This is a genomic window from Rathayibacter sp. AY1F3, assembly GCF_002931975.1.
Lineage (GTDB): Bacteria > Actinomycetota > Actinomycetes > Actinomycetales > Microbacteriaceae > Rathayibacter.
In genome coordinates, this window is record NZ_PSVF01000013.1 from 27,576 (window position 1) to 53,139 (window position 25,564).

Genomic DNA, 25,564 nt, shown 5'->3' on the forward strand with positions numbered 1-25,564 from the left:
GGGCGGGGGCGGGTCCCCTACGTCCCGAAGAGGTTGGCGCGGGTCCCGCCGGGAGCGAGCTCGTCGCGGAGGATCCCGCGGCGGCGCAGGACGGGGACGAGGTCGTCGAGCATCCGGTGCAGGGTGACCGGGTGCAGGTCCCCGGAGAGGAGGAGCCCGTCGCTGCCGCCGTCGTCGCCGAGCTCCTCGACGAAGTCGGCGAACTCCTCCGCGGTGCCGACGAAGCCGGCGCGCTCGGCGACGCGGCCCTTGCGCGCCTTCCTTGTCAGCAGCTCCCGCAGCGGAGCGTCCTCCGTACCGCCGTAGAGGCCGGCGATGGTGCCGTGCGAGACGTGCTCGCCGAACACCGACCGCGGGACGGGGAGGTCCAGGTCCAGCCCGGTGAGGTCGGTCTCCAGGTCGCTCGACCAGCCGAGCGCGATCCGCCGCAGCGCGTCCTCGTCGGGGTGGCGCGACGCCTCGACGACGCGCGCGGCCTCCTCCGGGCTCGACACGATCTCGGGCTTCACGACGAAGAGCACGCGCAGGTCGTCCGCCGTCCGCCCGAGCTGCTCGGCCGCGGCGAGCACGCGCGCCCGGTAGTCGCGCACCGCCCGGGCCTCCAGAGGGGCGAGCGCGAGCTGCACGTCCGACTGCGTGCCGGCGAAGGCCAGCCCGCGGGGGGAGCCGCCTGGGGAGACGACGATCGGGTCGCCGTTCGCGAAGGGGACGGCGTTCAGGGGGCCGTCCACGCGGAAGTGCTCCCCGCGGTGCCGGAACGCGTCGATCCGGGTGCCGTCGGCGTAGCGGCCCGACCCGGGGTCGGCGACCAGCGCGCCCTCGCCCCAGCTGTGCCAGAGCCGGCGGACGACCGCCATCCACTCGTCGGCCCGGTCGTAGGCCGCGTCGTGCGACAGCGGCTCCAGGCCCACGTGTCGGGCGCTGCCGACGTCGGTGACCAGGTTGATCCCGAAGCGGTCGGAGCTGAGGTGCTGCAGCGTCGCCGCCTGCCGGGCGGCGAGGTACGGGGGCGTGATGCCGGCGTTGATCGTCGGCGCCAGCCCGATCCGCTCGGTCGCCGCGAACAGGTACGGCGCCAGGAGGAGCGGATCGTGCTTCGGCCCGCCGTACGCCCCCCGCACCCGCAGGTCGAGCGTCTCCGGGGAGCCGAGCGAGACGGCGTCCTCCATCACGATCAGCTCGAAGCCGGCCTGCTCCAGCTCGCGGGCCGACTGCTGGTAGAGGCCGGGCTTCGTCCAGTCGTGGTTCCACTCCCGGTAGGGGTGCCCCCATCCCTGCGGGCCGAAGCCGCGGGAGAAGAACCAGCCGAAGTGCTGACGGCGCGCCACGCTCACAGCTCCGCGAGCGCAGGGAGGGCGCGTGCGCGCACCGCGGCGAGCCCGCGCTCGAGGTCGCGGAGGAGGTCGTCGACGTCCTCGATCCCGATCGACAACCGGAGGAGCCCGGGGTGGATCCCGGCGGCAGCGCGCTCGGCGGAGGTGCGTCCGGCGTGGGTGGTCGACGCGGGGTGCAGCACCAGCGAGCGCACGTCGCCGAGGTGGGTCATGTGGCTGAACAGCTCGACGGCGTCGATGAAGGCGGCCGCGCCCGCCTCCCCTCCGGCCACGGTGAAGGAGAAGACGGAGCCCTGCCCGCGGGGGAGCAGGCGCTGCGCGAGGGCGAACGACGGGCTCGACTCCAGGCCGGAGTAGTCGACCGACACGACCTCGGGCCGCTCCTCGAGGAAGCGGGCGACGGCGAGGGCGTTCGCCGAGTGCCGCTCGACCCGGAGCGACAGCGTCTCGACGCCCTGCCGCAGCAGGAAGGAGTTCAGCGGTGACGGCGTCGGTCCGAGGCGGGAGACCACGATGTCCCGCGTGTACGAGACGAAGGCGCGCCGGCCGTGCTGCTCGGTCCAGCTGCGCCCGCCGAACGACCGCTCCTCCTGGTTGAGGTGCGGGAAGAGCGCGGGGCGCGCCGCCCAGTCGAACGTGCCGGCGTCGACGACCACGCCGCCGAGGGCGGAGCCGTGCCCGGCGAGGAACTTGCTGGTCGAGTGCACGACCACGTCGGCCCCGTGCTCGATCGGGCGGAGGAGGTACGGGGTCGCGAGCGTGTTGTCGACCACGAACGGGAGCCCGTGCCGGTGCGCGATCGCGGCCAGCGCCGGGAGGTCCAGCAGATCGTTCTTCGGGTTCGGGATCGGCTCGCCGAAGAGGACCCGGGTGTCGGGCCCGATCCGCCGCTCCCACTCGCCGAGGTCCGACGCGTCGTCGACGAAGTCCACGCCGATCCCGAGCCGACCGAAGTTCTGCACCAGCAGCCCCCGGTTGCCCTCGTACAAGCGGCGCGACGAGAGCACCCGGTCGCCGGCCTGCAGGATCCCCAGGAGAGCGGAGGCGGTGGCCGCCTGGCCGCTCGCCACCAGGATCGCCTCGGCGCCGCCCTCGAGATCGGCGAGCCGGCGCTCGACCTCCTCGGTGGTCGGGTTCCCGTTGCGGGTGTACAAGTAGCCCTCGTCCTCCCCGGCGAACCTCTCGCGGGCGTGCTCGAAGCTGTCGAACACGAAGCCGGCGCTGAGGTGCACGGGAGTGACGCGCGCCCCGTGGGCGCCGTCGGGCGCGGCACCGGCGTGCACCTGGCGCGTGGTGAAGCCGGCCGCCGCGGAGGCAGGGTCTTCGGGCGCCGGGGTCGAGGTCGCGGCGCTCGCCGCAGTGGTCGCTGTGGTCGCCGCAGCGGTGGTCGCGGTGGTCGCCGGTGCAGTGATCGTCACGGTGTGCTCCTGTCCAGACGCCCGGAAGGCGGATGCCGGGAGCCTGTCAGGCCGAGGGGAGTGCGCGCCGGATCGTGACGGAGTGTGACTGCGCGGGCGCGCCGTCGTGGGTCGTGGACGTCGACCGCTCGGAGTCCGCGTGTCGTGACTCAGCTGTGCGTCGTGTTCGCCCGGATCTCCTCGACGGACAGCTCCGGCGCACCGCCTGCCGCGGCCGCCGAGTCCATCCAGACGAAGTCCCAGTGGTGGCCGTCGAGGTCGTCGAAGCTCTTCGAGTACATGAACCCGTGGTCCTGCTCGCCGGCCGGGGTCGCGCCCGCGGCGAGGGCCTTACCGTGGAGGGTGTCGACCTCCTCCCTGCTGTCGGCGCTGAGGGCGAGCTGCACCTCGGTCGAGGTGGTGGCGTCGATGATCGGCTTGCTGGTGAACTCGGCGAAGAACTCCCGCGTGAGCAGCATCGCGGTGATCGTGTCGCTGATCACCACGCTGACGGCGTTCTCGTCGCTGAAGCCCTCGTTGATCGAGTAGCCGAGCGACTCGTAGAAGGCCCTCGCCCGGGCGAGATCGGCGACGGCCAGGTTGACGAAGAGCATGGTGGGCATCGGTGCACCGTTCCTGTCGGGACGCCGGTGGCGCGCCGCCGCCGGTCGTGACTGCATGATGGTGACCGGCCTGCGGCGGTGTCAAGGAAGCGGTGCCGGGAAGGCGGTGGATGCCCGGCGCGGGGCGTCCGGAGGAGGACGCGGCGCACGGATGCCGCGGATCTGCTGGACTGGCCTCGAGCACCGCAGCACGAGCAGGAGGGAGCGGAGATGATCCGGACCCTCGTTCCCACCGTCTTCGCGGCCGCCCTCCTCGCGGCCGGCTGGACCGCGATCGGACCCTCGCATCCGGTCTTCGCCGCGGTCGCGCAGATGGTCCTCACCAGCTGGGCGGCCCTGACCTTCGGTGCGCGCACGCGTCCGCTCGAGCAGCTCTGGTTCGACGTGGGTCGCCGCGAGCCGGCGCTGCTGCGGGCGCTCGGGGTCGGCGTCTTCGGCCGGCTGCTCGACGTCGTCGGGTGGAACCGCCTCGTCACCCGCGAGCGCGGCTTCGACGGCACGCGCGCGGGACTGACCGCTCTCGATCAGCACACCCGCCGCTCCGAGGCGGTGCACCTCGCGTGCACGGCCGTCGGAGTCGCGCTCGCCCTCGCCGCGACGGTCACAGGTGCGACGGGCGGCGCGGCCTGGCTGCTCGGGTCGACGATCGCCGTCCAGCTCTACCCCGCGCTGCTGCAGCGGCTGGTGCGGGCGCGCATCCAGCGGGCGGGGCGGGCGGCGCGCGGTGCGCTTCACGTCGCGGACTCGGGAGACAGCGCCCCCGGCGGCGGACCGACCACGGCTCCCGAAGGGCGGTGATCACGGGGTCCCCGACGCGCCGCGATCGTCACCGGGATCGGCCAGGGGATGGCGGCGCGCGAGGACATCGCGAGCCACGTCGGGCGGATCGCGCCGGTCGTCCTCCGCCGCCGTCAGCAGGAGAGCGAGGGCCGTGTCGGCGGGGACCCGCTGCGCTGCGCTGATGAAGCCGACGGCCTGCAGCACGGCGATCGTCCCCGGCGTGAGCGGGGCGCGGGACGCCGCCCAGCGACGGACCTCGGCGTCGTCCGTGTCCTCGGTCAGAGCGTCGGCCAGGAGGCGTGGAGGGAGGGCATGGGCGGGCCGGTCAGTACCCGAAGCCGTGCTCGAGCTCGACGTCGAAGGTGACGTCGTCCTCGCTCGGCTGCACGGGGAACACTCCCGTGAGCGTCCTGGTGCGTTCGCGGATGCGGGCGACCTCGGCCGTGTTGTCCGGCTCCGGGAGATCGGAGGGAGTGGTCTCGGCGACCAGGGCGGCGCCGGCGTTGAGCAGGAACACCGCCTGCACGGTGCCGCCGTCGCTGCCGATGCCGGTGTACTCCACACGGTCCGCCGTGCTGCTCGCGGCGAGGGCGACGCCGTACTCGACCAGAGCGTCCGCCGCGTCGTCTCCGACCAGCATCGTCTTGTTCGCGAAGAGGAGATGCTTCATGCCTCCAGCGTGCGCAGCGCCGAGGCAGACGGGGGAGAGACTTGACAGCTCCTGGGGCGGTCGACAGACGCGACCGCGGCACCCGGTGACGCCCGGTCGCGCCCGGTCGTCCTCGGCGTCGCCGAGACGGCACCCGTGGCGTCGGCCGTCCTCTGAGCAGGTCCGCGTCACAGGGACGTGGATCGACGGACCCGGGCTGATGTCGGCCGCCGAGACACCCGGCCGAGAGCAGGGCGACGTGACAGGCGGTGTCAGCGGACCATTCGCCGACGCCCGCGCCGCTTCTCCCCTCTGAGGATCAGGGCGGCGAGGAACGCGGCGAGGACTGCGCCGATGGTGTTCATGAACCAGTCGTTCGTGTCGCAGGAGCGGCCGATCGCCGGAACGCCCGCCTGGACCAGCTCGATCAGGGCGGACAGGCCGGAGACGGCGGCGGCGACGAGCAGGGGCCGGCCGACCGCGACCGCGAGCAGCAGGGCCCCGGGGAGCAGGAGCGCGATGTTCGCGAGGGTGTCGATGCCGTCGAACGGCACCGAGAACTGCACGGTGCAGAAGACCCGCGGCGTCCCGTCGGGCGGATACACGGTCAGCGCGATCCCCACGACGAAGGCGAGCGCGGCGAGGACGAGAAGAGACCTTTCCGCGCCGCGCCGGTGCAGCAGCCAGGCGATCGCCGTGACCACCGCGACCGCGATCCAGAAGGCGATCGGGACGAGCGCGGCGTGGTCGACGAGGTACGTGCTGATCACGGTGCTCCGCTTCGAGGTGTCGGGTTGCGGGATCGGAAGAGGCCTTCCATTGACGGACGGCCCGCTTCCTCCAGGTCGGCCTGTGCCGACGGCCGGCAGGCCTTCGGCGCGAGTCAGCTCCGGAGGGGAGAGCCTGCTGCGTCGAAGCGGTAGCCGCCGAAGGCGCCGCTGAGCAGCGGGCGCGCCGTCGCGATCGCGGCCTGGACCCGGGGGAGGGCGAGGGAGGCCCGATGCGCCTCGGCGCTCTCCCACAGCTCGACGACGAAGACGGTGTCGGGCTGCTCGTCGTCGACCCCGACCTCGTAGAGCAGGCAGCCGGCGTCGACGAGGTCGTCGTTGTGCTCGGTGAGGACGGCGACGAGCTCGTCGCGTCTGCCGGGGACGGCCCCGAGGGTGCCGACGTTCACGAAGGTCATGCCGCGAGGGTACCGCCGAGGACACCGGCGGCGGGTGGCCGTCTCGCCGGTCGGAGTGCGGTCGGGACGTCACGCTGGACGGAGTCGCCGTGCTCCCGCCTGCGAACCGCAGACCGGTCGCGCTCGGCCCGACGCCACGCCCGCTCTGGAGGATCGCGTCGCGAGAGAGAGGATCCCCGGTGGTCTCCGCGATCCCCGTCGGGTCCCACCGGCCAGGAATGGGCGTGCTCGGACCGACGGAGTGCGGCCGGTCAGCCCGCGGGCCTGCTGAACAGGTTGACGACGTTCCCGTCCGGGTCGCGGACGAGGGCGGAGCGGTTGCCCCACGGCATGGTGCTCGGCGGGAGCACCACGTCCTCGCTCCGGGGTGCGAGCTCGGCGAAGGCGCGGTCGACGTCGGGCACCTCGAACTCGAGCAGCACGGAGCGGTTCGACGCGGGGACGACGGCGCCGTCGAGCACGGCGACGGTCGAGGTGTGGGCGATCGCGAGGGTCGCGCCCGCTCCGGTGAACTGCGCGAAGACCGGCGCCGGGCGCTCGGCCGGACGGCCGACGACCTGCTCGTAGAAGGCGACGAGGCCGTCGAGGTCGTCGGTGACGAGGCGGAGGGAGGTGAACGACACGGGGCTCCTTCAGGGGCGGGGATGAGGTGGAGGCACCAGGCTCGCCGGTCGTCGCGACACCGTCCTGTCGGTGTTTCCGCAGATCGTCCGCGTCTCCGCGAGGCCCGCGGGGCCCGGAGCGGGTCAGCCGTCGACGACGGACCGCAGCCGGCCGTACTGGAGCGCGAGGTCCTCGGCCCGGAGGGTGCGCTGCGGAGGTCGCTCGTCGGTCACCTCGACCGACAGCATCCGGTCGCCGCGGAACGCCCGGACCCCCTCGCGCAGCCGGCACCACGCGATCAGGTACCAGTGCTCCTCCTTCCCGATCGAGCCCAGCGGTTCGACGTCGCGGACCGACTCCGCGCCGCTGCTGTCGCGGTAGCGGAGCCGGACGACACGATCCGCGCGGAGGGCCGTCGCGAACTCCGCCGGAACGGGCGCCTCCTCCTCGCTCTCGAGGAAGTGCACCCGTGAGGCGACCGCGCCGGCGCGGGCGGCCACGTCGTCCGGCAGGACCGCGAGCGTCTTCCGGGCGGCGGTCCGGGCCGCCTGCCGGAACGGACTGCGCTGCAGCGCGCTGAGGCCGATCAGCACCGCGACGGCCTCCTCCACCGTGAACCCGGCCGGACCGAGGGTCGCGGACGCGTCGATGACGTAGCCGCCCGTGCGGCCGGGCTCCGCCCAGATCGGCAGACCCGCCTGCTGCAGCGCGGACAGGTCCCGCTCGATGGTCCGCACCGACACCTCGAACCGCTCGGCGAGACGGCGCGCGCTCCGCGGCCGGGGCGAGACCGCCCGCAGCTCCTCGACGAGCCCGTAGAGACGATCGGTGCGGTTCACCCGACCATCATCCGCCCGGGCCTGCGGGGTGGCGTCCGTCGCCGGACTCACTGCGGAGAGATCTCCGCGGCAGCGGCCGCCGCGGGGCGCCTGCGGGAGGAGCCGTCCTGACGGTGGGCCGCCCCTGGGAGTCGCCCGTCTACTCCGCCAGCGCGCGCAGGTGCACCGCCGCCCAGGAGCGGAACGGCGTCCACGTCTCGGAGATCTCGTCGATCGACCGGTCGTCGCCGTAGCGCTTCGCGACTTCGTCGCTCAGCCTGCCCTCGTTGCGCGGCAGGACGTCGGGGAAGTTCGCGCCGCGGATCACGACGAGCTCGGCCGAGAACGGCCCCATCCCCAGGATGCTCTGCACCTGGACGAAGGCCTCGGCCGGCTGGAGCGAGCGCAGGTGGGAGCCGGAGAGCTGTCCGTCGAGGGCGGCCTCGGCGATCGCCTGCAGGTACTCCGCCTTGCGGTCGGGCAGGTCGAGGGACGCCGCACGCAGGACGGCCGGGGACGGGAAGGCTCCGTCATCACCGAGCTGCTGCGCGAGACGCGTCCTGACCGCCGCCGCCTGCCGGATCTGCAGCCGACGCGACAGAACCGTCCAGACCGCCGCCTCGTAGGGCGAGAAGAAGCCGCACGGCCGGAACCCGGGGAGCCGAGCCTGCACGTCCGCGATGACCTCGTCGCGCGCCGCGACGTCGGGCCAGCTGCGCCCGTCGATGTCGATGGACAGCAGCCGACGGACCTGCTCGGTCGCGGCGTCCAGGTCGCCCGGGCCCTCGACCACGATGCGGGCGGACGGCCCGTCCTGGGTGACCACGACGTCCACTCGCTGCCAGTCGGCATCGCAGAGGAGGGCGGAGCGGATGCCCGCGGCCTGCGGCTGCGACGCGAGCCGGTTCGGGGTGAAGCCCTCCCAGAACCGCTGGGTGGTGGCCAACGACCAGGGCCCGAGGATCTCGTGAACGGTCTCGAGTCTGGTCACGGTCGGGCCTCGGGGCTCTGAGCGGCGGCAGGACCGTCGGTCCCGGAGGGGGTGGACGAGCCGTCGGGCGGTTCATCGGCGGGTGCCGCATCGGTCGACCGTTCTCCGAAGAGGAAGGCCTCGCCGTCGGAGTAATGGCTGTTCACGCTCAAGTGCTCGGCGAAGCGCTCGTCCCCGAACGCCGCTGTCAGGTCGTCGGCCGAGCGCCACTGCACGTACTCGATGATCCGATCGCTCCGGAGGTCGCGGAAGAAGCTCGTCGAGACGAAGCCCTCGAGCGTTCTGATGTGACCGCGCGTCTCGCTCTCGTTGTACTCGGCCATCCATGCCTGCTTGCCCGCGACGGGCGCCAGTCGGATGATCTCGTGGGCCGCCGTCGGGGCAGCGCGCACCGGATCGACGGGAGTCGCGTCGTCCGGGCTCGCCGTCGCCGAGGTGGTGAACCGGTAGATCCCCTCGTCCACGACCCACGACGATTCAGCGCGGCTCAGTTCCGCCGCGAAATCCTCGGCGTCGCGGCGGCTGCGCCAGAAGAGCAGCCCTAAGAGGAGCTCGGTGCCGGGGGAGGAGGGCGGGCCGAGCACGCGGCCCTGCGCCAGCCGGATCGCTCCGCCGTACCCCGTCCTCGGACGTGCGAGCGCTGCCGGCGAGGTGGCCGGATCGGACCGTTCCGACCCCGCGCCGCTCGGGTGCGCTTCTGCGCTGACCACGACGACGAAGGGGGACGCGTCACCGTCGACGGTGGTGCTTCGTGGGGACACTGACATGGGAGGACCTCCGGGCTTCGAGGACGCCGGAGGTTTTCGGCCCCGGATCGACACCGCCGGTGAGACGGGTCGACCACTCCGATGAGAATCGGTCAGGCGATGACGGTACACCACTTCCCTCCCGCCGTCCCGATCCCGGACGCCCGATTCGCATCCCTCGGGTGAAGCGGTCGGTCCCGCTCGGCGGTGACGGGGACAGCCGCCCGACCGGCGACCGCGGCTCAGTACTGCGCCGGCTCGTGCACCTCGACGGAGCCGTAGAGGGGGGCGCGTCGGGCGTACCGCACGGCGTCGTCGCGGGTCGGGCAGTCGAGCAGGTAGTAGCCGACGAGAGCGGACCGCTCCTCCGCTCGGGAAGGGGCCGGAACGCCGCTTCCTCTGCCCGCCGCGGTCAGATCCGACTCGATGGAGACGTCCCCGGAGGCGTCGGCGAAGCGTCCGGAGTCGACGAGGACGCCGTCCGCCTTCAGCGACGCGTCGTAGTCCGCCCAGGCCGCGTAGTCCTCGGGCGCATCGCCCCCGGCGTAGCTGCCGTCCGACCGCATCACGAGCATGATCTTCATCGCGCCTCCTGGTTCATCCGACCACCGTTGCCCCGGCGGTCGCCTCCGCGGTCGGATCGCCCCCGGGAACCGGCGCGCCGAGCCTCCGACCATTCTGGGTCGAGGCGACCGTGCGGGGAAGGGATCGCTACGGAGCGGGATCGTCCGCGTCGAGGGCCTGCTGGAGGAGCCGGAGCGCCTTCGGTCCCACTCCGTGGAGCGTTCCGAGACGGTCGAGACCCGCCCGCCTCAGGTCGTCCACATCGTGCACGCCCGCGTCCTCGAGCGCACGCGTGGCCGGGGCGCCGACGGCGGGAAGCGGTCGCGGATCCCTGCGTCCGACACGACGAACCGGACGACCGTGCCGACAGCCGATCATTCGGCGACTTCTGGCGGCGGGTGATTCCGGCGGCTGCCGTCACGACAGCAGCGGCGGCGAAGGCCACCGTCGTGCGCCTCGTGGTCGTGGTCCCGGGTGGATGGAGGGCCCCCGGGCGAGGTCGTCCGCTCAGGTCGCGGGAGCCGGATGCGGAGGCGCCGTGCTGCCGCGTTCGACGATCTCAGGGCTGAGGAGGCGCACGACGTACGCCTCCTCGGTGTCGGTCGCGCCTTCGATCCGGCGGACGAGCTGACGCACCGCCATGCTCCCGAGCCGGTCGGGTGCGCTCTCCACGAAGGAGTAGGGGAGCGAGAAGGTGCGCGCGAACTCCTCCGAGAACCGGCCGAGCACCGAGACGTCCTCCGGGCTCCTCGTGCTCCGCGCTCCCAGAACGCTCGGAAGTGCCGCTGCGGCCGCCTCGTTGTTGACGAGCAGGCCCGTCGCCCGCGGGTGCGCGTCGAGCAGATCTCCGAGCGCCCGGCCGACGTCCGGCTGGGTGGAGGGCGCGAACGACGTGTGCAGTCGGATGCCGTGGGCGTCGGCGGCCTCGAGAGCGGCGTCCTGCAGGCGCCAGACGTAGGCGCCGCCGCGATCGACGACGTGCTGGGGCGGGGACACGAGCACGAGCTCCCGATGCCCGAGGGCGTGGAAGTGCTCGATCATCGCGCGACCGGTCTCCTCGAAGTCGAGGTCGAAGACGTCGACACCGGAGCAGTCCCTCGGCAGGCCGACGAGGGCGCCCGGCTGCCGGGCGTTGCGCAGGATGTCCAGCCGCGCATCGTCCACGGCGACGTTGAGCAGGACGATCCCGTCGACCATGCGCGAGTCGCTGATGCGTCGCAGTGCGCTCGTGCCGTCGGCGTCGGTGACCAGCAGGATGTCGTATCCGAGCTCGCGGGCCATGTTCGAGACGCCGAGGGTGTACTGCAGCATCGCGGGGGCGAACTCGTCCTCGAGGAACTGCGCCAGCAGGCCGATGACCCGGGTCTGCGAGGTCGCCAGCGATCGCGCGCCCGCGTTGGGCGTGAACTCCAGGCGACGAGCCGCAGCGAGCACTCGCCGACGCACCTCGGCCGAGATCGGGCGGTTGCCCGAGAACGCGTAGGACGCGGTGCTGCGGGAGACGCCCGCTTCGCGGGCGACGTCTGCGATGGTGGCCACTGTCGTTCTCCTCGGAGGCTGTCGGACGGCGAGGACCGGTCGGACTGCTGCCGGCTCTCCGCTCAGGTGCAGGAGAGCACGCGGCGGTCGCACCTCATGCTCCTGCATCCAGGGGCCGCTGCCGGTCCGGGCGGGGGACGCCCTCCCTGCGCCCAGCCTGCCGTGGCATGCCCCGCACACGCTCGAGGCGCCCCGTACGGAGACGGGGCGCCTCGAGGTCCGGGTCAGTTCAGGGTGAACTGGACGGTGGTGGTGTTCCCGGCGACGTCGTGGACGACCATGGTGTTGGCGCCCTTGACCGCGCCGAAGACGCCCGGCTTGATGAAGTTCACGTCGGACCACGCGTTGTCGGTGAGATCCTTCACGCGACCGTTGATGACCGCCCTGTCGATCCTGCCCGCGTCGTACAGCTTGAAGCTCACCTGGTCGTAGACGCCCTTCTCACCGGTGGTGAAGGAGGGCTCGGTCTTGACCGTGGCCGTCGGCGCCGTGCTGTCCAGCGTCACCGCGAAGGTCTTCGTGGGCGCGATGTTGCCCGCGAGATCCTCCGCGTTGTACTTGACGGTGTAGTTCCCGTCGGGCAGCTGCACCGTGGCCGAGTGCGATCCGGTCCTCGCTCCACCGGCGACCGGGGACTGCGTGCTCGTGACGAGCTTGCCGTCCTTGTAGATGTTGGCCACGATGCGCTTCAGTCCGCGGTCGTCCGTCGCGTCGACCTGGACGGCCAGTGCGGAGAAGGGGCCCGCCGTGGTGGGCGACACCAGCGTGACCGCCGGCTTGGTCGTGTCGGCGACGGCGACCGGCGTGAGCGTCCAGAACCGGTCGGCGGTCTGGGCGTCGGTCGCGGTGCTGGTGGTGGCCCCGTCGGTTCCGAGCACGATGGTCCCGTTCCGGTTGTTCCCCGAGGAGTCCTGGAGCGCGGCTCCGGACGCCTCGTCGAACGCGTACTGCGCGACGGTGCCCGCCGCCGCCCGGCCGCCGGCCAGAGCGGCCACGTCGGCCGCGGACAGCGCCCGGTCGTAGACGGCGAAGTCGTCGATCGCGCCGTCGTAGGCCGGGTCCCCGTACTGCGACTTGCCCAGGTAGTTCCGGTTGGTGTTCCCGAGAGCCGACGGCTTCACCGTCATGTTCGGGTTCGTGGCGACGACCGTGCCGTTGAGGTACATCGTGCCCTGCGTGCCCGAGACGGTGACGACCACGTTCGACCACTGGTTGAGCGGGAAGTTCTGACCGCCGTAGGTCAGTCGCTGCTCGCCCCCGGCGCCGGTGTTCGTGATGGCGAACCGCGGTCCGGCACCCCCGGCGTTGAGGGTGAGGAACATGTTGACGTTCTGGCCCGTGCCGAAGTCGAAGACGCGGGAGTAGTTCGTCAGCGACGCCGGCTTGATCCAGGTCGAGACGGACCAGTCGCCGGTGAGTCCGCTGACGATTCCGCTGGGGAGCGACCCGTACGACGCCGTCTTGCAGAAGTCCAGTGCCGTGCCGAACCTGCCCGGCTGGCGGGCTCCGCTGACCTGGCAGTTGGAGGTCGGTGCGCCGTCGGACCACTGGATGACCGCAGCGCCCGCGTCCTTGCTCAGGTTGAGGACCCCGAGCGTCTTGCCTGTCGCGTAGTTCGCGAGGCGGACCTTCCCCTTCCCGTCGGGGATGAGCTGCCACAGCTGCTCGTCTCCGCCGTTCGCGTCGGCGATCACCGCGGCTGCTCCGTTGGACGCTGCGGCGCCGGCGATGGTCAGGGCGCGCCCGCTGGGGGTGTGGACGACGCGGTAGAGGCCCTGGCCCGCTGCCGTGATCCTCCACGCCTGTCCGGTCGCGGTCGCGGAGTCGGCCTGGACGACCGGCGTCCCGTTCGCGGTCGCGCCGCCCTGCGTGGCGAGCTGCAGACCGGAGTTCGCGTTGCCCACGGTGTAGTCGCCCGCCAGGCTGGTCGGGCTCTTCTCCGGGGTGACGATCACCTGGTAGCCGTAGGTCGGGTTCATCACGATGGGCACCGTGATCGATCCGTCGGCGGCGACCTCGTAGGTCGTGTTGGAGATGGTGACCGGGCCGTCGGTCTTCACCGTCCGGCCGTAGGAGGCGGTGAAGTCCACCTGGACGTCGACCTTCGAGCCGAGCGACAGCTCGTCGAGCCCGTTGACCTTGATGGACGTGGCTCCGGTGTTGCCGCCGGCGATGACGCGCACTTCGTCGCCCTCGTCGCTGACGGAGGCGGCGCCGTCGAGCGGGCTCTCGTTCGACGGCGGCGTGGTGGTCACCATCTGGCCGCTCATCTGGGCGTACCAGGTGTAGAGCCAGTACGCGCCGTTGGGGTCGCCGTTCCGTCCGGTGAGGAGGTCGCCCAGGGCGCCCGACTGGTTCCAGAACGGGAGCTCGGCGCGGGTGATCCCGTAGCGCTCGAGCTTCGCGATGTACCCGACCAGCGGGCCGGACAGGCCGACCTCGGCGGGTGCCGCGTACTCGGTGATGTCGATCGGCGGCTCGGGGAGGTCGAGGTCGTCGAGGATGGCCCGGACCTTCTCGACGTCGCCCTTGATCTTCGAGGAGCGGATCAGCTCGTGCCACTCGAGGACGTCCGGGAGGGTGTCGGTCGCCTTCGCGTGCTCGTAGAACGCGCGCATGCTCGTGATGTTGTCGGAGTAGGCGGGGCCCTGGATCGGCATCTCGGGGTCGAGGGTGCGGATCAGACGGTAGGTCTCGGTCCAGAGATCGAAGAAGGAGCCGTTCGACGCCTGCCAGGTGATGTCGGGCTCGTTCCAGATGGCATAGGCGACGATGTTCGTCTTGCCGGATGCCTGCGTGTCCTCGACCATCTTCTCGACGGCCGGGAGCCAGGAGGTCTTGTCGTATCGATAGGGCCAGCCGGGCAGGTAGTCCACCAGGCGGACGACGACGCCCGCACCGGCCGACTTCGCGGTGTCGGCGACCGACAGGGCGTCACCGGTCGGCTGCTGGGTGCCCCCCTCGGGCTTCTGCACGAAGGTGTGCGGCTTGATGGGGAGGATCTTGTCGAGGGACGGGACGCCGGCGCTCGCCAGTCCGTACAGGGACCCGCTGGCCATGTGAGTGACGGGACGGAAGGGCTGGTCGGCCTCCACGACGAGCGTGGCTGCGGCTCCGGGTGCCGCTTCCGCGGGAGCGCCCACGGCGAGGACGCTCCCCGCTGCGACGACCGCCGCTGAGACGACTGCTGCGAGGACACGACGCCCGCGGATCCGACGGCGCTGTCGCCGGTCGGCATCCGTGGGAGGCGTCTCGCGTAGAGCGATGGATCTGTTCATCTGCTGTATCTCCATTGATCGAGCGATTGGTCGAACCTGTCCGCACAGTGCTGCATAGATCATCGAACCGGTTCGATGTGGATTAAAGCATTAACTGGCCGAGGCCTCAATGCCTCTGAGCTCTTCGAGCCTTTCGCACCTGATGCGACATGATGCGTTCGTATCTTTCCGACACCTCTGCACCAGAAGTTGCGAAAGCTTATGAGGACCGTCGAGTGACGCAGGAAAGAGCTGTCGACGGCGTCTCGTCCTGGGCGCGTCTCACGGGGAGGACCGTGCGGGAGCGGATCCTGGCTGGGCCGCATCGTCCAAGGTCTCGGCCCGGACCGTTCACCGGGGCGGGGTCGAGGGAGAAGCCCCTCCGCCGCGACGAGCGGCAGAGCAGCGACCCTCAAGCGGTTCGGACCTCTACCGTTGCACCCGTGCCCCTCCTTCTCGCCGACCTGCTGTCGTGAGAGCGCTCGTCGCCTGGCTCGAGCACCGCCAGATCCCGCTCTACCTCGCCGCGATCGCCGCCGGCGCCGCTCTCGGACTGCTGCTGCCCGCCGCGCACCACCTCGAGGTCGCGATCGAACCGGTGCTCGCGCTGCTGCTGTTCGCCACGTTCCTCGGGGTCCCGTTCGCCGCGATCGGACGGTCTCTGCGCGACGGCCGCTTCCTCGCCGCGGTCGGGGTGCTGAACTTCGTCGTCGTGCCGCTCGCCGCCTACGGGCTGTCCCGATTCGTCGCCGACACTCCGGTGCTGCTGTTCGGGATCCTCCTGGTGCTCCTGACGCCGTGCATCGACTACGTGATCGTGTTCGCCGGGCTCGCCGGAGGGGCGTCCGACCGGCTGCTCGCCGCCGCACCGCTGCTGATGCTCGCGCAGATCCTCCTCCTCCCCGTGTATCTGCTGCTCTTCATCGGTCCTGCGGGGGTGGCGGTGGTCGACGCCGGTCCGTTCGCGCGGGCGTTCCTGCTGCTGATCGTGGTGCCGCTGTCCGCGGCCGGGCTGGTGCAGGCCCTGGCGCGCCGACACGTGTCCGGCCGGATCGTCGAGTCCACGATGCTCGGGCTCATGGTGCCGCTCATGACGGCCACGCTCTTCACCGTCGTCGCCTCCCAGGCCGGCGCCGTGGGCGCCTCGGCCGGCCGGCTTCTCGTCCTCGTCCCGCTCTACGCGGGATTCCTCGTGGTCATGACCGCTCTCGGGCTGGGTGCTGGACGCGTCTTCCGACTCGACGTGCCCGCGACGCGCGCCCTCGTGTTCAGCGGCGCGACCCGCAACTCGCTCGTCGTGCTGCCTCTCGCACTCGCGCTCCCGGCACCGCTGTCGCTCGCGCCCGTCGTCGTCGTCACGCAGACTCTCGTGGAACTCGTCGGCATGGTCGTCCTCGTCCGACTGCTCCCTCGGCTCGCCCGAGACCGAGCAGTGCGGGCCGGCCCGGTCTGACGCGGAGTCACCAGCGCCCGAGACGACCCGGGCCTGCAGAAGGGCCGCCCGGGGAGTCGCCCGGGAGGTATTCGCCGGTCAGTCCTTCTCCGGTCAGTCCTTCTCCGGTCTGCCCGCAGTCCCCGCGTCAGCGGGCTCATCGGCCGGGGCGACAGGAGCTGCGGACTCGACCGCGGTGGGCTGGACCCCGGCTGATCTCGCATTCCTGGCGGCGAGGCGCTTCTTCTGGGACTTGCCGGTGCTGAACGGGCTCACCCACAGCCAGGAGAAGCGCCGCAGCGACTGGAAGATGAACAGCGACGCCCAGAGGGAGAACACCGTCAGGGCGACCGGGAAGACCGTCGCCGGAAGGGGTGGGACATTCGTCTCGCCGAGCAGGGGGACGAATGCGACGACGACCGCGATCACGAAGAGGTGCAGGAGATAGATCTGGAAGCTCTGCTGCCCCATGGTGACGAAGATCTTCAGTGCGCGGACCTTGACGAGGTACTGGGAGCCGGCGATGCCCGCGATGATCGCGACCGAACTGGCGATCAGGATGACGCCCGGAACGCGGTTGGCGTCGAAGGCGACGATCACGGTGATGATGCCGAGGTAGGCCACCGCGAGCGCGAGCGCCTGCCAGAGCTTCACGCGAGCGGCGAAGCGGTAGAACGTGCGGGGGATGAACATCGCCACGAGGAAGAAGATGAAGTTCTGGAGCACCCGGTCCCAGCCGATGTTGTCGGTGTCCAGCAGGCCGGTGGTCGTCGCCGCGACGGCCAGCAGCCCGGCCACCGAGAGCTGGATCCATCGGGGCACCTTGCGGATCAGCCAGGCGAGGATGCTGAAGATCGCGAGAGCCCAGATGAACCAGTAGCTGCTCGACGGCAGGATGGGGAGCACCAGCACGTTGAGCGGGTCCGTCGGCGAGGTCGCCTCCGACCGTGAGAACGGGACGATGAGGTAGAAGACGACCCGGATGAACGACCACAGCAGGTAGAGGTACACCAGCGCGAGGACTCGGCGGCGCCACAGTTCGGCGAACGTCCACGTCAGCATCCGGGCGGCCGTGAGGCCCGCGATGAAGAAGAACACGGGCATGGGGAAGTAGAGGAGCACGGTCCGGAGCTTCGGGACGTACCCCGCGAGGTCGAAGAATCCGAGGAACAACGACGAGTGGTAGAGCACGACGAGGCTGATCGCGACGCCCTTGGCGAAGTCGATCCACTCCCGCGACTCGGGGCGCTTCACCACGGCGCCGGTCGCACTCGACCCGGTCATCCGCCGCTCCTCGCGTGGGCGCACACGGCGCGATCACTGTTCACCGATTGCTGCGGATCCATTGCGCCCCCAAGATGTCGAATTCGAACCGGATGCGAATGAGCCCCCGGTTCATTCCCCGTACGGGTCCTGAGAGTACGGGAAAGTTTCCGATCACGGACGAGTCGATGGAGTATCGAGGCGGCAAGGGAAGTCCGGACGCCTCGCCGCCGCCTGTCCGCGGAGATCGCCCGTCCGATCCCGGAGTCGCTCGGTGGATCGGGACGGGCGGCGGAGGATCGCAGACGAATGGACCGTCGAGAGACCCGCAGACGGCGCTTTCGTCCAGCCCCGGGGGTCGCGGACCCGAAGAACGAGACGAAACCGGCGTGCGGTTAGGACACCTCGACCTCTCCGGCATACTCCATGACGTGAACGACGCCACCACCGCCCCCAGTCTCGACGGCCGCGAGTTCGTGATGACCTCCTCGACCAACAGCGCGGTCGACCCCGAGTCGCCGTCGCGGTTCCACTACTCCGAGCGCGACGGAGTGGTCTGGGGCGACTACGTCGGCGACACCGTGACCTTCGGCCGGTTCGTGGGCACGCGCACGGGTGACGCCCTGCAGGTCTCGTTCGTGCACCAGCTGATCGACGGCGGGACCGTGGTCAGCGGCACCGGCGGCAGCCGCGTCGAGCTCGACGGCGAGGGCCTGCTGCGGCTCGTCGAGGAGTTCGAGATCGACGGCGACGACCACGTCAGCATCTGCGTCGAGGTCTGACGCTCAGCGCGCCGCGTCGCGGCCGTTCCCCGCGGTGGTGAATCGCGTCATGCCGAGCCGGTTCGTCGATCCGGAGCGGTCGGGGATGTCGGAGGGCAGAAGGTAGGCCTTGCGCACCACCTCGTCGAGCACGACGACCGAGACCACCGACTTCACCTCGGGCCGGGCCGCGACCACGCCGGTGACGAAGTCGTGCACGCCGCCGATGTCGAGCGAGCGGACCAGGAGCATCGCGTCGTGCTCGCCGGTCGTGATGCAGCAGTACTCCACGTCGGGCATCTGGAGGATGCCCTCGCGGAACCGGTGCCACGACTGCGGATGCACCGTCACGAACACCAGGGCGCAGACGTCGAGCCCCACCTTTCCCGGATCGACCAGGGCCGAGAATCCGGTGATGACGCCGGATGCGGTCAGCTGCTCGACCCGGTTGTAGACGCTCGCCCGCGAGACGTTCACCCGCTCGGCCAGGGCGGACATCGAGATGCGCCCGTTCTCGCGCAGGACGGCGAGGATGCGCAGATTGAGGTCGTCGAGCCCGCCCGCGCTTTGTCCAGCGACCGCACCGGCGGCCGGATCGGTGATCGACATAATCTGCTCCTTCGTCGCTGTGGGCGGCAGTTCGTCCACGATAGCGGCCCTCTGGAAACGGAGTGCGTCGCGATGTGCCATCGTTTCGCAACACGTCCAGCCGAACCCTCGCCAGGAGGCCTCCATGGTTGTCCGCTCCACCCGCACCCCGCGCTCCGCCCCGACGCGAGTGGTGATCGCCGCTGCGGCGGTCTCGCTCGCCCTTCTCGTGGCGGGCTGCTCCTCGGGCCGCGTCGACACCGCCGACGGCAGCAGCGCGACGCTCACCATCAACAAGGCGTTCGACCTGAAGACCGCCGACCCGGGCCGCATGTACGAGCCGACCGGCCAGATGGTCGACAAGGCGCTCTACGAGACCCTCCTCACCTTCGAGGGCGGCGACGTCTCGCAGGTCGTCGACGGCCTCGCGAGCCTCGAGCAGTCCGACGACGCGAAGACCTTCACCCTCACCCTGAACGGCGAGCACACCTTCTCGGACGGCACCGCGATGACCGCCGACGACGTGGTGTTCTCGCTGCAGCGCGTGATCGGCCTGAAGGGCAACCCCTCGTTCCTCCTCGACGGCGTCACCGTCACGAAGAAGGACGACACCACGGTGGTGCTGACCACCGAGAACCCCACGCCCGCCCTGCCGGCGATCCTGGCGAACCCGGCGCTCGGCATCCTGAACTCGAAGGTCGTGAAGGAGAACGGCGGCACCACCGACGAGACCGACACCGCCGAGACGTTCCTCAACACCACCTCCGCCGGCTCCGGCCCGTACGTGCTCGACACGCTCGACCTCGCCTCGCAGGTCGTGCTGACCGCGAACGAGAACTACGACGGCGACGCCCCGGGCTACGGCCGCGTGGTCATCCAGAACGTCGAGGGCGCGACCCAGAAGATCAACGTCGAGGGCGGCAGCGCCGACGTCGCGCTGGACCTCTCGGGCACTCAGGCGGAGGCGCTCGGCGACTCGGTCGCGGTGACCAGCGACCCGTCGGCGAACGTGATCTTCCTGCTGCTCAACCAGAACCCGAGCGTCTCGGCGATCACGTCGAACCCCGACTTCGTGAAGGCCGTGAAGGAGGCCGTCGACTACGACGACCTCGTCTCGATCGCCGGCAACGGCACCGCCCAGGCGTCCGGCGTCATCCCGAGCATGCTGCTCGGCGCCCTGCCCGAGAGCGGCGCGCTCACCCAGGACCTCGACGCCGCGAAGGCGGACCTCGCGAAGAGCGGCTACGCCGGCGAGTCCGTGACGCTCAACTTCCCGAGCGACATCAGCCTGAACGGCATCGACTTCCCGACCATCGCGCAGCGCATCCAGTCGCAGCTGAAGGACGCCGGCATCACCGTCGAGCTCGCCCCGGCCCCCGTCGCCACCGAGCTCGACGCCTACCGCAACGGCACCGAGACCATGGGCCTCTGGTACTGGGGCCCGGACTACCCGGACCCGAGCGACTACCTCGTCTTCACCCCGGGCGACGTCGTGGGCCTCCGCTCCGGCTGGACCGACGGTGCGGCCCCCGCGATCTCGGCGCTGGCCGACGCCGCGGCCACCGGCGGCAGCGACGACGAGCGCCAGGCGCGCTTCGAGGAGCTGCAGACCGCGCTGAACGCCGACGGCCCCTTCATCCCGCTGCTCCAGCCCGGCAACAACATCGCCGCGGCGAAGGACGTCTCGGGTGTCGTCTACAACGCGGTGTGGACCATCGACATCGCGGCCCTCGCCGCGCAGTAGCCCGTGTCCACCACCACGACGGCCGTCCGGACCCCGCGTCAGCGCGGGGGCCGGGCGGCCCACCCGTTCCTCCGCTACGCGCTCCGCCGCGTGCTCACCTCGCTGCTACTGGTGGTGGGCGTGACCCTCGTCACCTTCATCCTGACCAACCTCGTGCCGGGCGACCCCGTGGCGGCCGCCCTCGGCCAGCGCGCTGCGGAGGATCCGGAGATCGTCGCGCAGTTCCGCGCCCAGTACGGTCTCGACCAGCCGCTCGTCGTGCAGTACTTCACCTATCTCGGCAACCTGCTGCACGGCGACCTCGGCGTCTCCACCACCACGCACAACCCGGTGGTCGCCGACCTGGCGAAGGCGCTGCCGGCCACCCTGGAGATCGCCTTCGGCGCCATCGTGCTCAGCGTGATCATCGGCGTGCTGTTCGGCACCGTCGCCGCCTACCGGCGCGGCAGGGCCTCCGACCACGTTCTGCGCGTCGTATCGCTGGCCGGACTCAGCGTGCCGACCTTCTGGCTCGCGCTGGTCCTCTACTACGTCCTCTACTTCCAGCTGCGGATCGCGCCGGGATCCGGCCGGCTGAGCAGCGACTTCACCACGCCGCCGACGATGACGGGCCTCTACACGGTCGACGCCCTGCTCGCCGGCCAGCTCGACACCTTCCTCGACGCGGCGTCGCACCTCTTCCTCCCCGTGCTCGTCCTGACGCTCTACACGGTGGGCCTGCTGACCCGGTTCGTGCGCACCGCGGTGCTCGAGATCCTCGACCAGGACTACGTGCGGGCCGCCCGCGCGAAGGGGCTGCCGAACCGCGCGGTCACCTTCTCCTACGTGCTGCGCGGGGCGAGCATCCCGATCCTCACCGTCGTGGGCCTCGCCTTCGGCAGCCTGCTCAGCGGCACCGTGCTCGTCGAGGCGGTCTTCGGCTGGCCCGGGATCGGCTCCTACGCCTACCAGGCCGCGTCGCACCTCGACCTGCGCGGCATCATGGGCGTCGGCCTGCTCATCGGCGTGATGTACCTGCTCGTGAACCTGATCGTCGACCTGCTGTACGGCGTGCTCGACCCGAGAGTGAGGCTGGCCTCGTGACGGATCCGCGAACCACCCGGTCCGACCCGCGCGACGGCGCTCCGGCCGGTCCGCGCGACGGCGTCGGTGCCGGAGTGCTCGACCCGGTCGCCGTCCCCGGCCTCCGCCTGCGCCGCCCCCGCCTGCGCCTGGGCCGCTGGTCGGCGCCGCTCGGACTCCTCGGCGCCGCCGTCGGCGTGCTCTGGATCCTCATCGCCGTGCTCGCCCCCGTCATCGCCCCGCACGATCCGCTCGCGCAGGACCTGCCCCTCCTCCAGGCGCCCGGCGAGGGCACGCTGATGGGGACCGACGCGCTCGGCCGGGACGTGTTCTCGCGGGTGATCTGGGGTGCCCGGGTCACGATCCCGCTCGCCCTGCTGCTCGTCGTGATGTCGGTGCTGATCGGCGCGATCGTCGGATCCGTCGCCGGATTCCTCGGCCGTGCGGTCGACGAGGTCGCGATGCGCATCACCGACCTCGTGATGGCGTTCCCCACGGTCATCCTGGCGATGGTGATCGCGGCCGCGCTCGGAGCGTCGCTCCTGAACGCGGTGCTCGCGGCGCTGATCGTGTCGTGGCCGTCCTACGCCCGGCTGACCCGCGGTCTCGTGCTCGGCCTCCGCTCGTCGAACTACGTCGTGTCCGGACAGCTGCTCGGCTTCTCGCCGCTGCGCTCCCTCGTCCGCGACATCGCGCCCAACATCGTCGGCCCGGTGCTCGTCCTGGCGAGCCTCGACATCGGCACGGCCATCCTCCTGCTGTCGGGCCTGTCGTTCCTCGGGCTCGGCGCGAAGCCGCCGACCGCCGAGTGGGGCTCCATGGTGTCGGACGCCATCCAGAACTTCGACGCGTGGTGGATCGGGGTCTTCCCGGGCCTGGCCATCCTCACCGTCGTCATCGCGTTCAACTTCGTCGGCGACGCCCTGCGCGACGCCCTGGACCCGCGGTCGCAGACGATCCGCGGAGGAGGCGCCACGCTGTGAGCGACGCACTGACCATCAGCGGGCTGCGCATCCGCACCCGCAGCCACGCCGTCGTCGACGGCATCGATCTGGCGCTGCGCCGCGGCGGCATCCACGGTCTCGCCGGCGAGTCGGGCTCGGGCAAGACCATGACCGCCCTGGCGGTGCTCGGACTGCTGCCCGGATCGATGACGGCCAGCGGCAGCATCCGCCTCGCCGACGACACCGGCGACGGCACGACGGAGCTCGTCGGCGCGTCCCGGCAGGTGCTCGGCGCGGTGCGCGGACGCCGGGTCGCCATGGTCTTCCAGGACCCGTCGACGAGCCTGCACCCGCAGCTCACCGTGGGCCGCCAGCTCACCGACCACCTGCGCCACCACCTCGGTCTCGGCAAGGAGGCCGCGCGGTCCAGGGCCGAGGCCCTGCTCGAGCGGGTGCGGGTGCCGGACGCCCGGGCCTCCCTCGGGCGCTATCCCCACCAGTTCTCCGGTGGTCAGCGGCAGCGCATCGCGATCGCGGTGGCGCTCGCGTGCGAGCCCTCCGTGCTGCTGGCCGACGAGCCGACGACCGCGCTCGACGTGACCGTGCAGGCCGGAGTGCTGCAGCTGCTGCGGGAGCTGGTCGACGACGGCGGGCTGAGCATCCTGCTCGTCACCCATGACCTCGGCGTGATGAGCGCCGTGGCCGACGAGGTGACGGTGATGCGCCGGGGGCTCGTCGTGGAGTCGGCTCCGCGCGAGCGGCTGTTCACCGCACCCGAGGACGAGTACACGCGGGCGCTGCTCGCGGCTCTGCCCGGCTCGAGCTTCGAGGAGAGCCCGGAGGAGCTGGTCGCCGAGCTCGTCGAGGGGCACGAGAGGGCCGCCGCCGCGGACGATCCGGGCGCGGCCACGGCAGGCGACGTCGAGAGGGGTGCGCGATGAGCGCGGGAGTGGTTCTCGAGGCCGACGGCATCGTCGTCGAGTACGGGCGGCGACCGCCGCTGCGTGCCGTCGACGGGGTCGGCTTCCGGGTGGCGGCGGGCGAGGTCGTCGCGCTGGTCGGAGAGAGCGGCTGCGGAAAGTCGAGCCTCGCGCGCGCGGTGGTCGGCATCGAGAAGCGCCGCGGCGGCGATGTTCGCCTGAACGGCGTCGACGTGCCCGCGCTCGGACTCCGTCGGCGCAGTCCGGCGATGACCGGCGTGCAGATGGTCTTCCAGGACCCGAACTCCTCGCTCAACCCCCGTCGGCGCATCGGCGAGCAGATCGGCGACGGCGTCCGGGCGGCTCTCGCCCGGGGAGCCGAGGGCTCGGACCCGGCCGACTGGCTGCGCCGCGTCGGGCTCGACCCGGCGATGGCGAGCCGGTTCCCGCACGAGTTCTCCGGCGGGCAGAAGCAGCGCATCGCCATCGCGCGGGCACTCGCCGCGCGGCCGCGGATGCTCGTGGCCGACGAGCCGATCTCGGCCCTCGACGCCTCGACCCAGACGAGCGTCGCCGCGCTGATGCGCTCGCTCAGCGTCGAGGCCGGCGCGGGCATGCTGTTCATCTCGCACGACCTCTCGGTGGTCCGGCGCATCGCCGACCGGGTGCTCGTGATGTACCGCGGCCGGGTCGTGGAGTCGGGGGACACCGAGACGGTGTGGCAGAGCCCTCTGCATCCGTACACCCGGGCGCTGCTCGCGGCGATCCCGCTGCCGGACGGGCTGGGGCGGCTGCCGCTGGCCCCGCTCGACTCCGACCGGGCGGCCTGGCTCGAGGAGCTGCCCGACGCGCTGGAGCGGACGGGCGGGTGAGCGCGGTGGAGGAGGCCCGGGCCGAGGAGTCCGCACTCTGGAGCATGCCGAGGGCCGTGAACCGCAGTCCGCTCCCCGGGGACGGCGCGTTCATGACCGCCGGCTGGGCCGATCCGGAGCCGGTGATCGACCCCGACGAGCCGGTGCTCGCCTACACCGCGGAGCGCCGGTCGCGACTGGCGCAGGCGCTGCCCGCCGAGCTGCTGATCATCCCCTCCGGCCTGCCGCGGGTGCGCTCGAACGACAGCGACCACCGCTTCCGCCCGGGCACCGACCACGTGTGGCTGACGGGCAACGGAGTCGCCGAGAGCGTGCTCGTCGTCGACACGACGGGAGGGGAGGCCGGCTCGATCCTGTACCTGCGTGCTCCCTCCGGCCGCGACGGCGACGAGTTCTGGCAGAACGACGCGCTCGGCGACCTCTGGGTCGGGCCGCGGCCGTCGCTCGCCGAGACGCAGGCAGCACTGGGCATCGAGACCCGGCCGCTGGCCGACTTCACCCGCGACGTGGAGCGGGCTGCGCGGCGGGCCCGGCGCATCCGGGTCCTGCCCACCCTCGACGAGAGCGTCGACGAGCTGGTGCGGAGCATCTGCGGGCCGGAGCTCGGACCGCACCTCGTGCTTAAGTCGACGCTCGACGAGCTGCGCCTGATCAAGAACGACTGGGAGATCGGACGGCTGCAGCTCGCCGTCGACGGCACGGCGCGGGGCTTCGACGACTGCCTCGAGGCGTGGCAGGTCGCCCGCGCGATGCCCCGCGGCGAGCGCTACCTCGAGGGCACCTTCGCCCGCCGCGCCCTGGTCGAGGGACAGGGGCCGGCCTACGGATCGGTCGTCGCCTCGGGAGCGCACGCCACGACCCTCCACTACACGCGGAACACCGGGCCCCTCGCCGACGGCGACCTCGTCCTGATGGACATGGGAGTGGAGCTGCCCTCGCTCTACGCCGCCGACATCACCCGCACCTTCCCGGTCAGCGGGGAGTTCACTCCGCTGCAGCGGGACGTGTACTCGATCGTGCTGCGCGCGCAGCAGGCCGGCATCGACTCCCTGCGCGCGGGAGTGCGCTTCCAGGACTACCAGGACGCGTGCGGGCGAGCCCTCACCGAGGGGCTGATCGACCTCGGCCTGATCCGCTGCTCTTTCGACGAGGCCATGGCCCCGTCCGCGTCGTACCACCGCCGGTGGAGCATCTCCCGCGCCGGGCACATGCTCGGGATGGACGTGCACGACTGCAACCACGCTCCGCACGAGACGTACCTCGGGGGAGTGCTCGCGGCCGGCCACACGCTCACCGTGGAGCCGGGACTCTACTTCCAGCCCGGCGACCTGACGGTCCCCGCTGAGCTGCGGGGCCTGGGCATCCGGATCGAGGACGACCTCGTGGTCACGGAGACGTCGTCGATCCTGCTCTCGGCGGCGATGCCGCGCACGCCCGACGCGGTGGAGGAGTGGATGGCGAGGCTGGCGGGCTGAGAGGTCGGGCGCGCGA

25 protein-coding genes are annotated in these 25,564 nt (G+C 71.6%); 9 read left to right on the plus strand and 16 right to left on the minus strand.

Translation table 11 applies throughout. The features are described 5' to 3' along the window. Positions 1–17 precede the first annotated feature (17 nt). The 3 genes from C5C39_RS09420 to C5C39_RS09435 form a co-directional block, all read right to left on the minus strand. Positions 18–1,328 carry an LLM class flavin-dependent oxidoreductase gene (locus tag C5C39_RS09420; protein WP_104353219.1) on the minus strand — a complete coding sequence of 437 codons (1,311 nt, stop codon included), beginning with the start codon at positions 1,326–1,328 and terminating at the stop codon, positions 18–20. Between the two features lie 2 nt (positions 1,329–1,330). Further along, positions 1,331–2,752, minus strand: coding sequence for an O-acetylhomoserine aminocarboxypropyltransferase/cysteine synthase family protein (locus tag C5C39_RS09425; protein ID WP_258075805.1), 1,422 nt, complete (start codon positions 2,750–2,752; stop codon positions 1,331–1,333). A 149-nt stretch (positions 2,753–2,901) separates the two neighbouring features. Beyond that, on the minus strand, positions 2,902–3,354 hold the full coding sequence (locus tag C5C39_RS09435; RefSeq protein ID WP_104353222.1) for a VOC family protein: 453 nt from the start codon (positions 3,352–3,354) through the stop codon (positions 2,902–2,904). A gap of 210 nt (positions 3,355–3,564) precedes the next feature. Here C5C39_RS09435 and C5C39_RS09440 point away from each other — a divergent pair, with 210 nt between their 5' ends. Beyond that, positions 3,565–4,152, plus strand: coding sequence for a hypothetical protein (locus C5C39_RS09440; protein WP_104353223.1), 588 nt, complete (start codon positions 3,565–3,567; stop codon positions 4,150–4,152). Here C5C39_RS09440 and C5C39_RS09445 read toward each other — a convergent pair whose 3' ends face one another. The 11 genes from C5C39_RS09445 to C5C39_RS09505 all read right to left on the minus strand — a co-directional run bounded on the left by C5C39_RS09445 (position 4,153) and on the right by C5C39_RS09505 (position 14,289). Beyond that, positions 4,153–4,338, minus strand: coding sequence for a hypothetical protein (locus tag C5C39_RS09445; RefSeq protein WP_104233977.1), 186 nt, complete (start codon positions 4,336–4,338; stop codon positions 4,153–4,155). Between the two features lie 121 nt (positions 4,339–4,459). Beyond that, positions 4,460–4,804, minus strand: a complete 345-nt coding sequence (locus C5C39_RS09450; protein ID WP_104353224.1) for a hypothetical protein — start codon at positions 4,802–4,804, stop codon at positions 4,460–4,462. Positions 4,805–5,055: 251 nt separating this feature from the next. Beyond that, positions 5,056–5,553 (minus strand): VanZ family protein, encoded by a 498-nt coding sequence (locus tag C5C39_RS09455; protein ID WP_181136359.1) that lies wholly within the window; start codon positions 5,551–5,553, stop codon positions 5,056–5,058. A 113-nt stretch (positions 5,554–5,666) separates the two neighbouring features. Beyond that, a complete protein-coding gene (locus tag C5C39_RS09460) occupies positions 5,667–5,969 on the minus strand; it encodes a putative quinol monooxygenase (RefSeq protein WP_104226533.1) in 303 nt (100 codons plus the stop codon). Between the two features lie 251 nt (positions 5,970–6,220). Further along, positions 6,221–6,592: a VOC family protein gene (locus C5C39_RS09465; RefSeq protein ID WP_104353226.1), complete on the minus strand. Its 372-nt coding sequence runs from the start codon at positions 6,590–6,592 to the stop codon at positions 6,221–6,223. 123 nt (positions 6,593–6,715) lie between these two features. Beyond that, positions 6,716–7,411 carry a YafY family protein gene (locus C5C39_RS09470; protein ID WP_104353227.1) on the minus strand — a complete coding sequence of 232 codons (696 nt, stop codon included), beginning with the start codon at positions 7,409–7,411 and terminating at the stop codon, positions 6,716–6,718. A 139-nt stretch (positions 7,412–7,550) separates the two neighbouring features. Beyond that, positions 7,551–8,381, minus strand: coding sequence for a DNA-3-methyladenine glycosylase (locus C5C39_RS09475; protein ID WP_104324382.1), 831 nt, complete (start codon positions 8,379–8,381; stop codon positions 7,551–7,553). Next, entirely contained in the window at positions 8,378–9,142 is a 765-nt protein-coding gene (locus tag C5C39_RS17485; protein ID WP_181136360.1) for a hypothetical protein, read from the minus strand. Before C5C39_RS17485 ends, C5C39_RS09475 begins: the two co-directional genes overlap by 4 nt. A gap of 227 nt (positions 9,143–9,369) precedes the next feature. Beyond that, complete coding sequence (locus tag C5C39_RS09490; protein ID WP_181136361.1) at positions 9,370–9,711, minus strand: YciI family protein; 342 nt, start codon at positions 9,709–9,711, stop codon at positions 9,370–9,372. Between the two features lie 487 nt (positions 9,712–10,198). Beyond that, positions 10,199–11,230, minus strand: a complete 1,032-nt coding sequence (locus C5C39_RS09500; RefSeq protein ID WP_104353230.1) for a LacI family DNA-binding transcriptional regulator — start codon at positions 11,228–11,230, stop codon at positions 10,199–10,201. Positions 11,231–11,454: 224 nt separating this feature from the next. Further along, positions 11,455–14,289, minus strand: coding sequence for a LamG-like jellyroll fold domain-containing protein (locus C5C39_RS09505; protein ID WP_219813326.1), 2,835 nt, complete (start codon positions 14,287–14,289; stop codon positions 11,455–11,457). 670 nt (positions 14,290–14,959) lie between these two features. Between C5C39_RS09505 and C5C39_RS09510 the strand changes: the two genes are divergently transcribed. Continuing rightward, positions 14,960–15,940 (plus strand): arsenic resistance protein, encoded by a 981-nt coding sequence (locus C5C39_RS09510; RefSeq protein ID WP_104353232.1) that lies wholly within the window; start codon positions 14,960–14,962, stop codon positions 15,938–15,940. Positions 15,941–16,033: 93 nt separating this feature from the next. Here C5C39_RS09510 and C5C39_RS09515 read toward each other — a convergent pair whose 3' ends face one another. Continuing rightward, positions 16,034–17,203, minus strand: coding sequence for an acyltransferase (locus C5C39_RS09515; protein ID WP_104353233.1), 1,170 nt, complete (start codon positions 17,201–17,203; stop codon positions 16,034–16,036). 410 nt (positions 17,204–17,613) lie between these two features. On the opposite strand from C5C39_RS09515, the gene C5C39_RS09520 reads away from it, so the two are divergent. Next, on the plus strand, positions 17,614–17,964 hold the full coding sequence (locus tag C5C39_RS09520) for a hypothetical protein (RefSeq protein WP_258060307.1): 351 nt from the start codon (positions 17,614–17,616) through the stop codon (positions 17,962–17,964). Between the two features lie 3 nt (positions 17,965–17,967). Here the strand turns inward: C5C39_RS09520 and C5C39_RS09525 are convergent, their stop codons facing one another. After that, positions 17,968–18,552, minus strand: a complete 585-nt coding sequence (locus C5C39_RS09525) for an Lrp/AsnC family transcriptional regulator (protein ID WP_104223259.1) — start codon at positions 18,550–18,552, stop codon at positions 17,968–17,970. Positions 18,553–18,676: 124 nt separating this feature from the next. Between C5C39_RS09525 and C5C39_RS09530 the strand changes: the two genes are divergently transcribed. From C5C39_RS09530 to C5C39_RS09555, 6 genes are read left to right on the plus strand one after another with little or no spacing between them, the layout of a single operon-like run. After that, the gene (locus C5C39_RS09530) at positions 18,677–20,275 is read left to right on the plus strand and encodes an ABC transporter substrate-binding protein (RefSeq protein ID WP_104345528.1); all 1,599 of its coding nucleotides are present in this window, start codon (positions 18,677–18,679) and stop codon (positions 20,273–20,275) included. A gap of 3 nt (positions 20,276–20,278) precedes the next feature. Then, positions 20,279–21,358, plus strand: a complete 1,080-nt coding sequence (locus tag C5C39_RS09535) for an ABC transporter permease (protein ID WP_104353234.1) — start codon at positions 20,279–20,281, stop codon at positions 21,356–21,358. Next, a complete protein-coding gene (locus C5C39_RS09540; protein WP_258068375.1) occupies positions 21,355–22,320 on the plus strand; it encodes an ABC transporter permease in 966 nt (321 codons plus the stop codon). Before C5C39_RS09535 ends, C5C39_RS09540 begins: the two co-directional genes overlap by 4 nt. Then, complete coding sequence (locus tag C5C39_RS09545; protein ID WP_104226524.1) at positions 22,317–23,222, plus strand: ABC transporter ATP-binding protein; 906 nt, start codon at positions 22,317–22,319, stop codon at positions 23,220–23,222. Before C5C39_RS09540 ends, C5C39_RS09545 begins: the two co-directional genes overlap by 4 nt. After that, positions 23,219–24,073: an ATP-binding cassette domain-containing protein gene (locus C5C39_RS09550; protein WP_104353235.1), complete on the plus strand. Its 855-nt coding sequence runs from the start codon at positions 23,219–23,221 to the stop codon at positions 24,071–24,073. Before C5C39_RS09545 ends, C5C39_RS09550 begins: the two co-directional genes overlap by 4 nt. A gap of 56 nt (positions 24,074–24,129) precedes the next feature. Continuing rightward, the gene (locus tag C5C39_RS09555; protein ID WP_219813327.1) at positions 24,130–25,548 is read left to right on the plus strand and encodes an aminopeptidase P family protein; all 1,419 of its coding nucleotides are present in this window, start codon (positions 24,130–24,132) and stop codon (positions 25,546–25,548) included. Positions 25,549–25,564 lie beyond the last annotated feature (16 nt).

Excerpts from the sequence above, each read along its gene's own strand:
- C5C39_RS09530 (WP_104345528.1), top strand. The coding sequence starts at position 18,677 with ATGGTTGTCCGCTCCACCCGCACCCCGCGCTCCGCCCCGACGCGAGTG.
- C5C39_RS09505 (WP_219813326.1), bottom strand. The coding sequence starts at position 14,289 with ATGGCCAGCGGGTCCCTGTACGGACTGGCGAGCGCCGGCGTCCCGTCC.
- C5C39_RS09525 (WP_104223259.1), bottom strand. The coding sequence starts at position 18,552 with ATGTCGATCACCGATCCGGCCGCCGGTGCGGTCGCTGGACAAAGCGCG.
- C5C39_RS09440 (WP_104353223.1), top strand. The coding sequence starts at position 3,565 with ATGATCCGGACCCTCGTTCCCACCGTCTTCGCGGCCGCCCTCCTCGCG.
- C5C39_RS09515 (WP_104353233.1), bottom strand. The coding sequence starts at position 17,203 with ATGACCGGGTCGAGTGCGACCGGCGCCGTGGTGAAGCGCCCCGAGTCG.
- C5C39_RS09450 (WP_104353224.1), bottom strand. The coding sequence starts at position 4,804 with ATGAAGCATCTCCTCTTCGCGAACAAGACGATGCTGGTCGGAGACGAC.
- C5C39_RS09550 (WP_104353235.1), top strand. The coding sequence starts at position 23,219 with ATGAGCGCGGGAGTGGTTCTCGAGGCCGACGGCATCGTCGTCGAGTAC.
- C5C39_RS09490 (WP_181136361.1), bottom strand. The coding sequence starts at position 9,711 with ATGAAGATCATGCTCGTGATGCGGTCGGACGGCAGCTACGCCGGGGGC.
- C5C39_RS09460 (WP_104226533.1), bottom strand. The coding sequence starts at position 5,969 with ATGACCTTCGTGAACGTCGGCACCCTCGGGGCCGTCCCCGGCAGACGC.
- C5C39_RS09435 (WP_104353222.1), bottom strand. The coding sequence starts at position 3,354 with ATGCCCACCATGCTCTTCGTCAACCTGGCCGTCGCCGATCTCGCCCGG.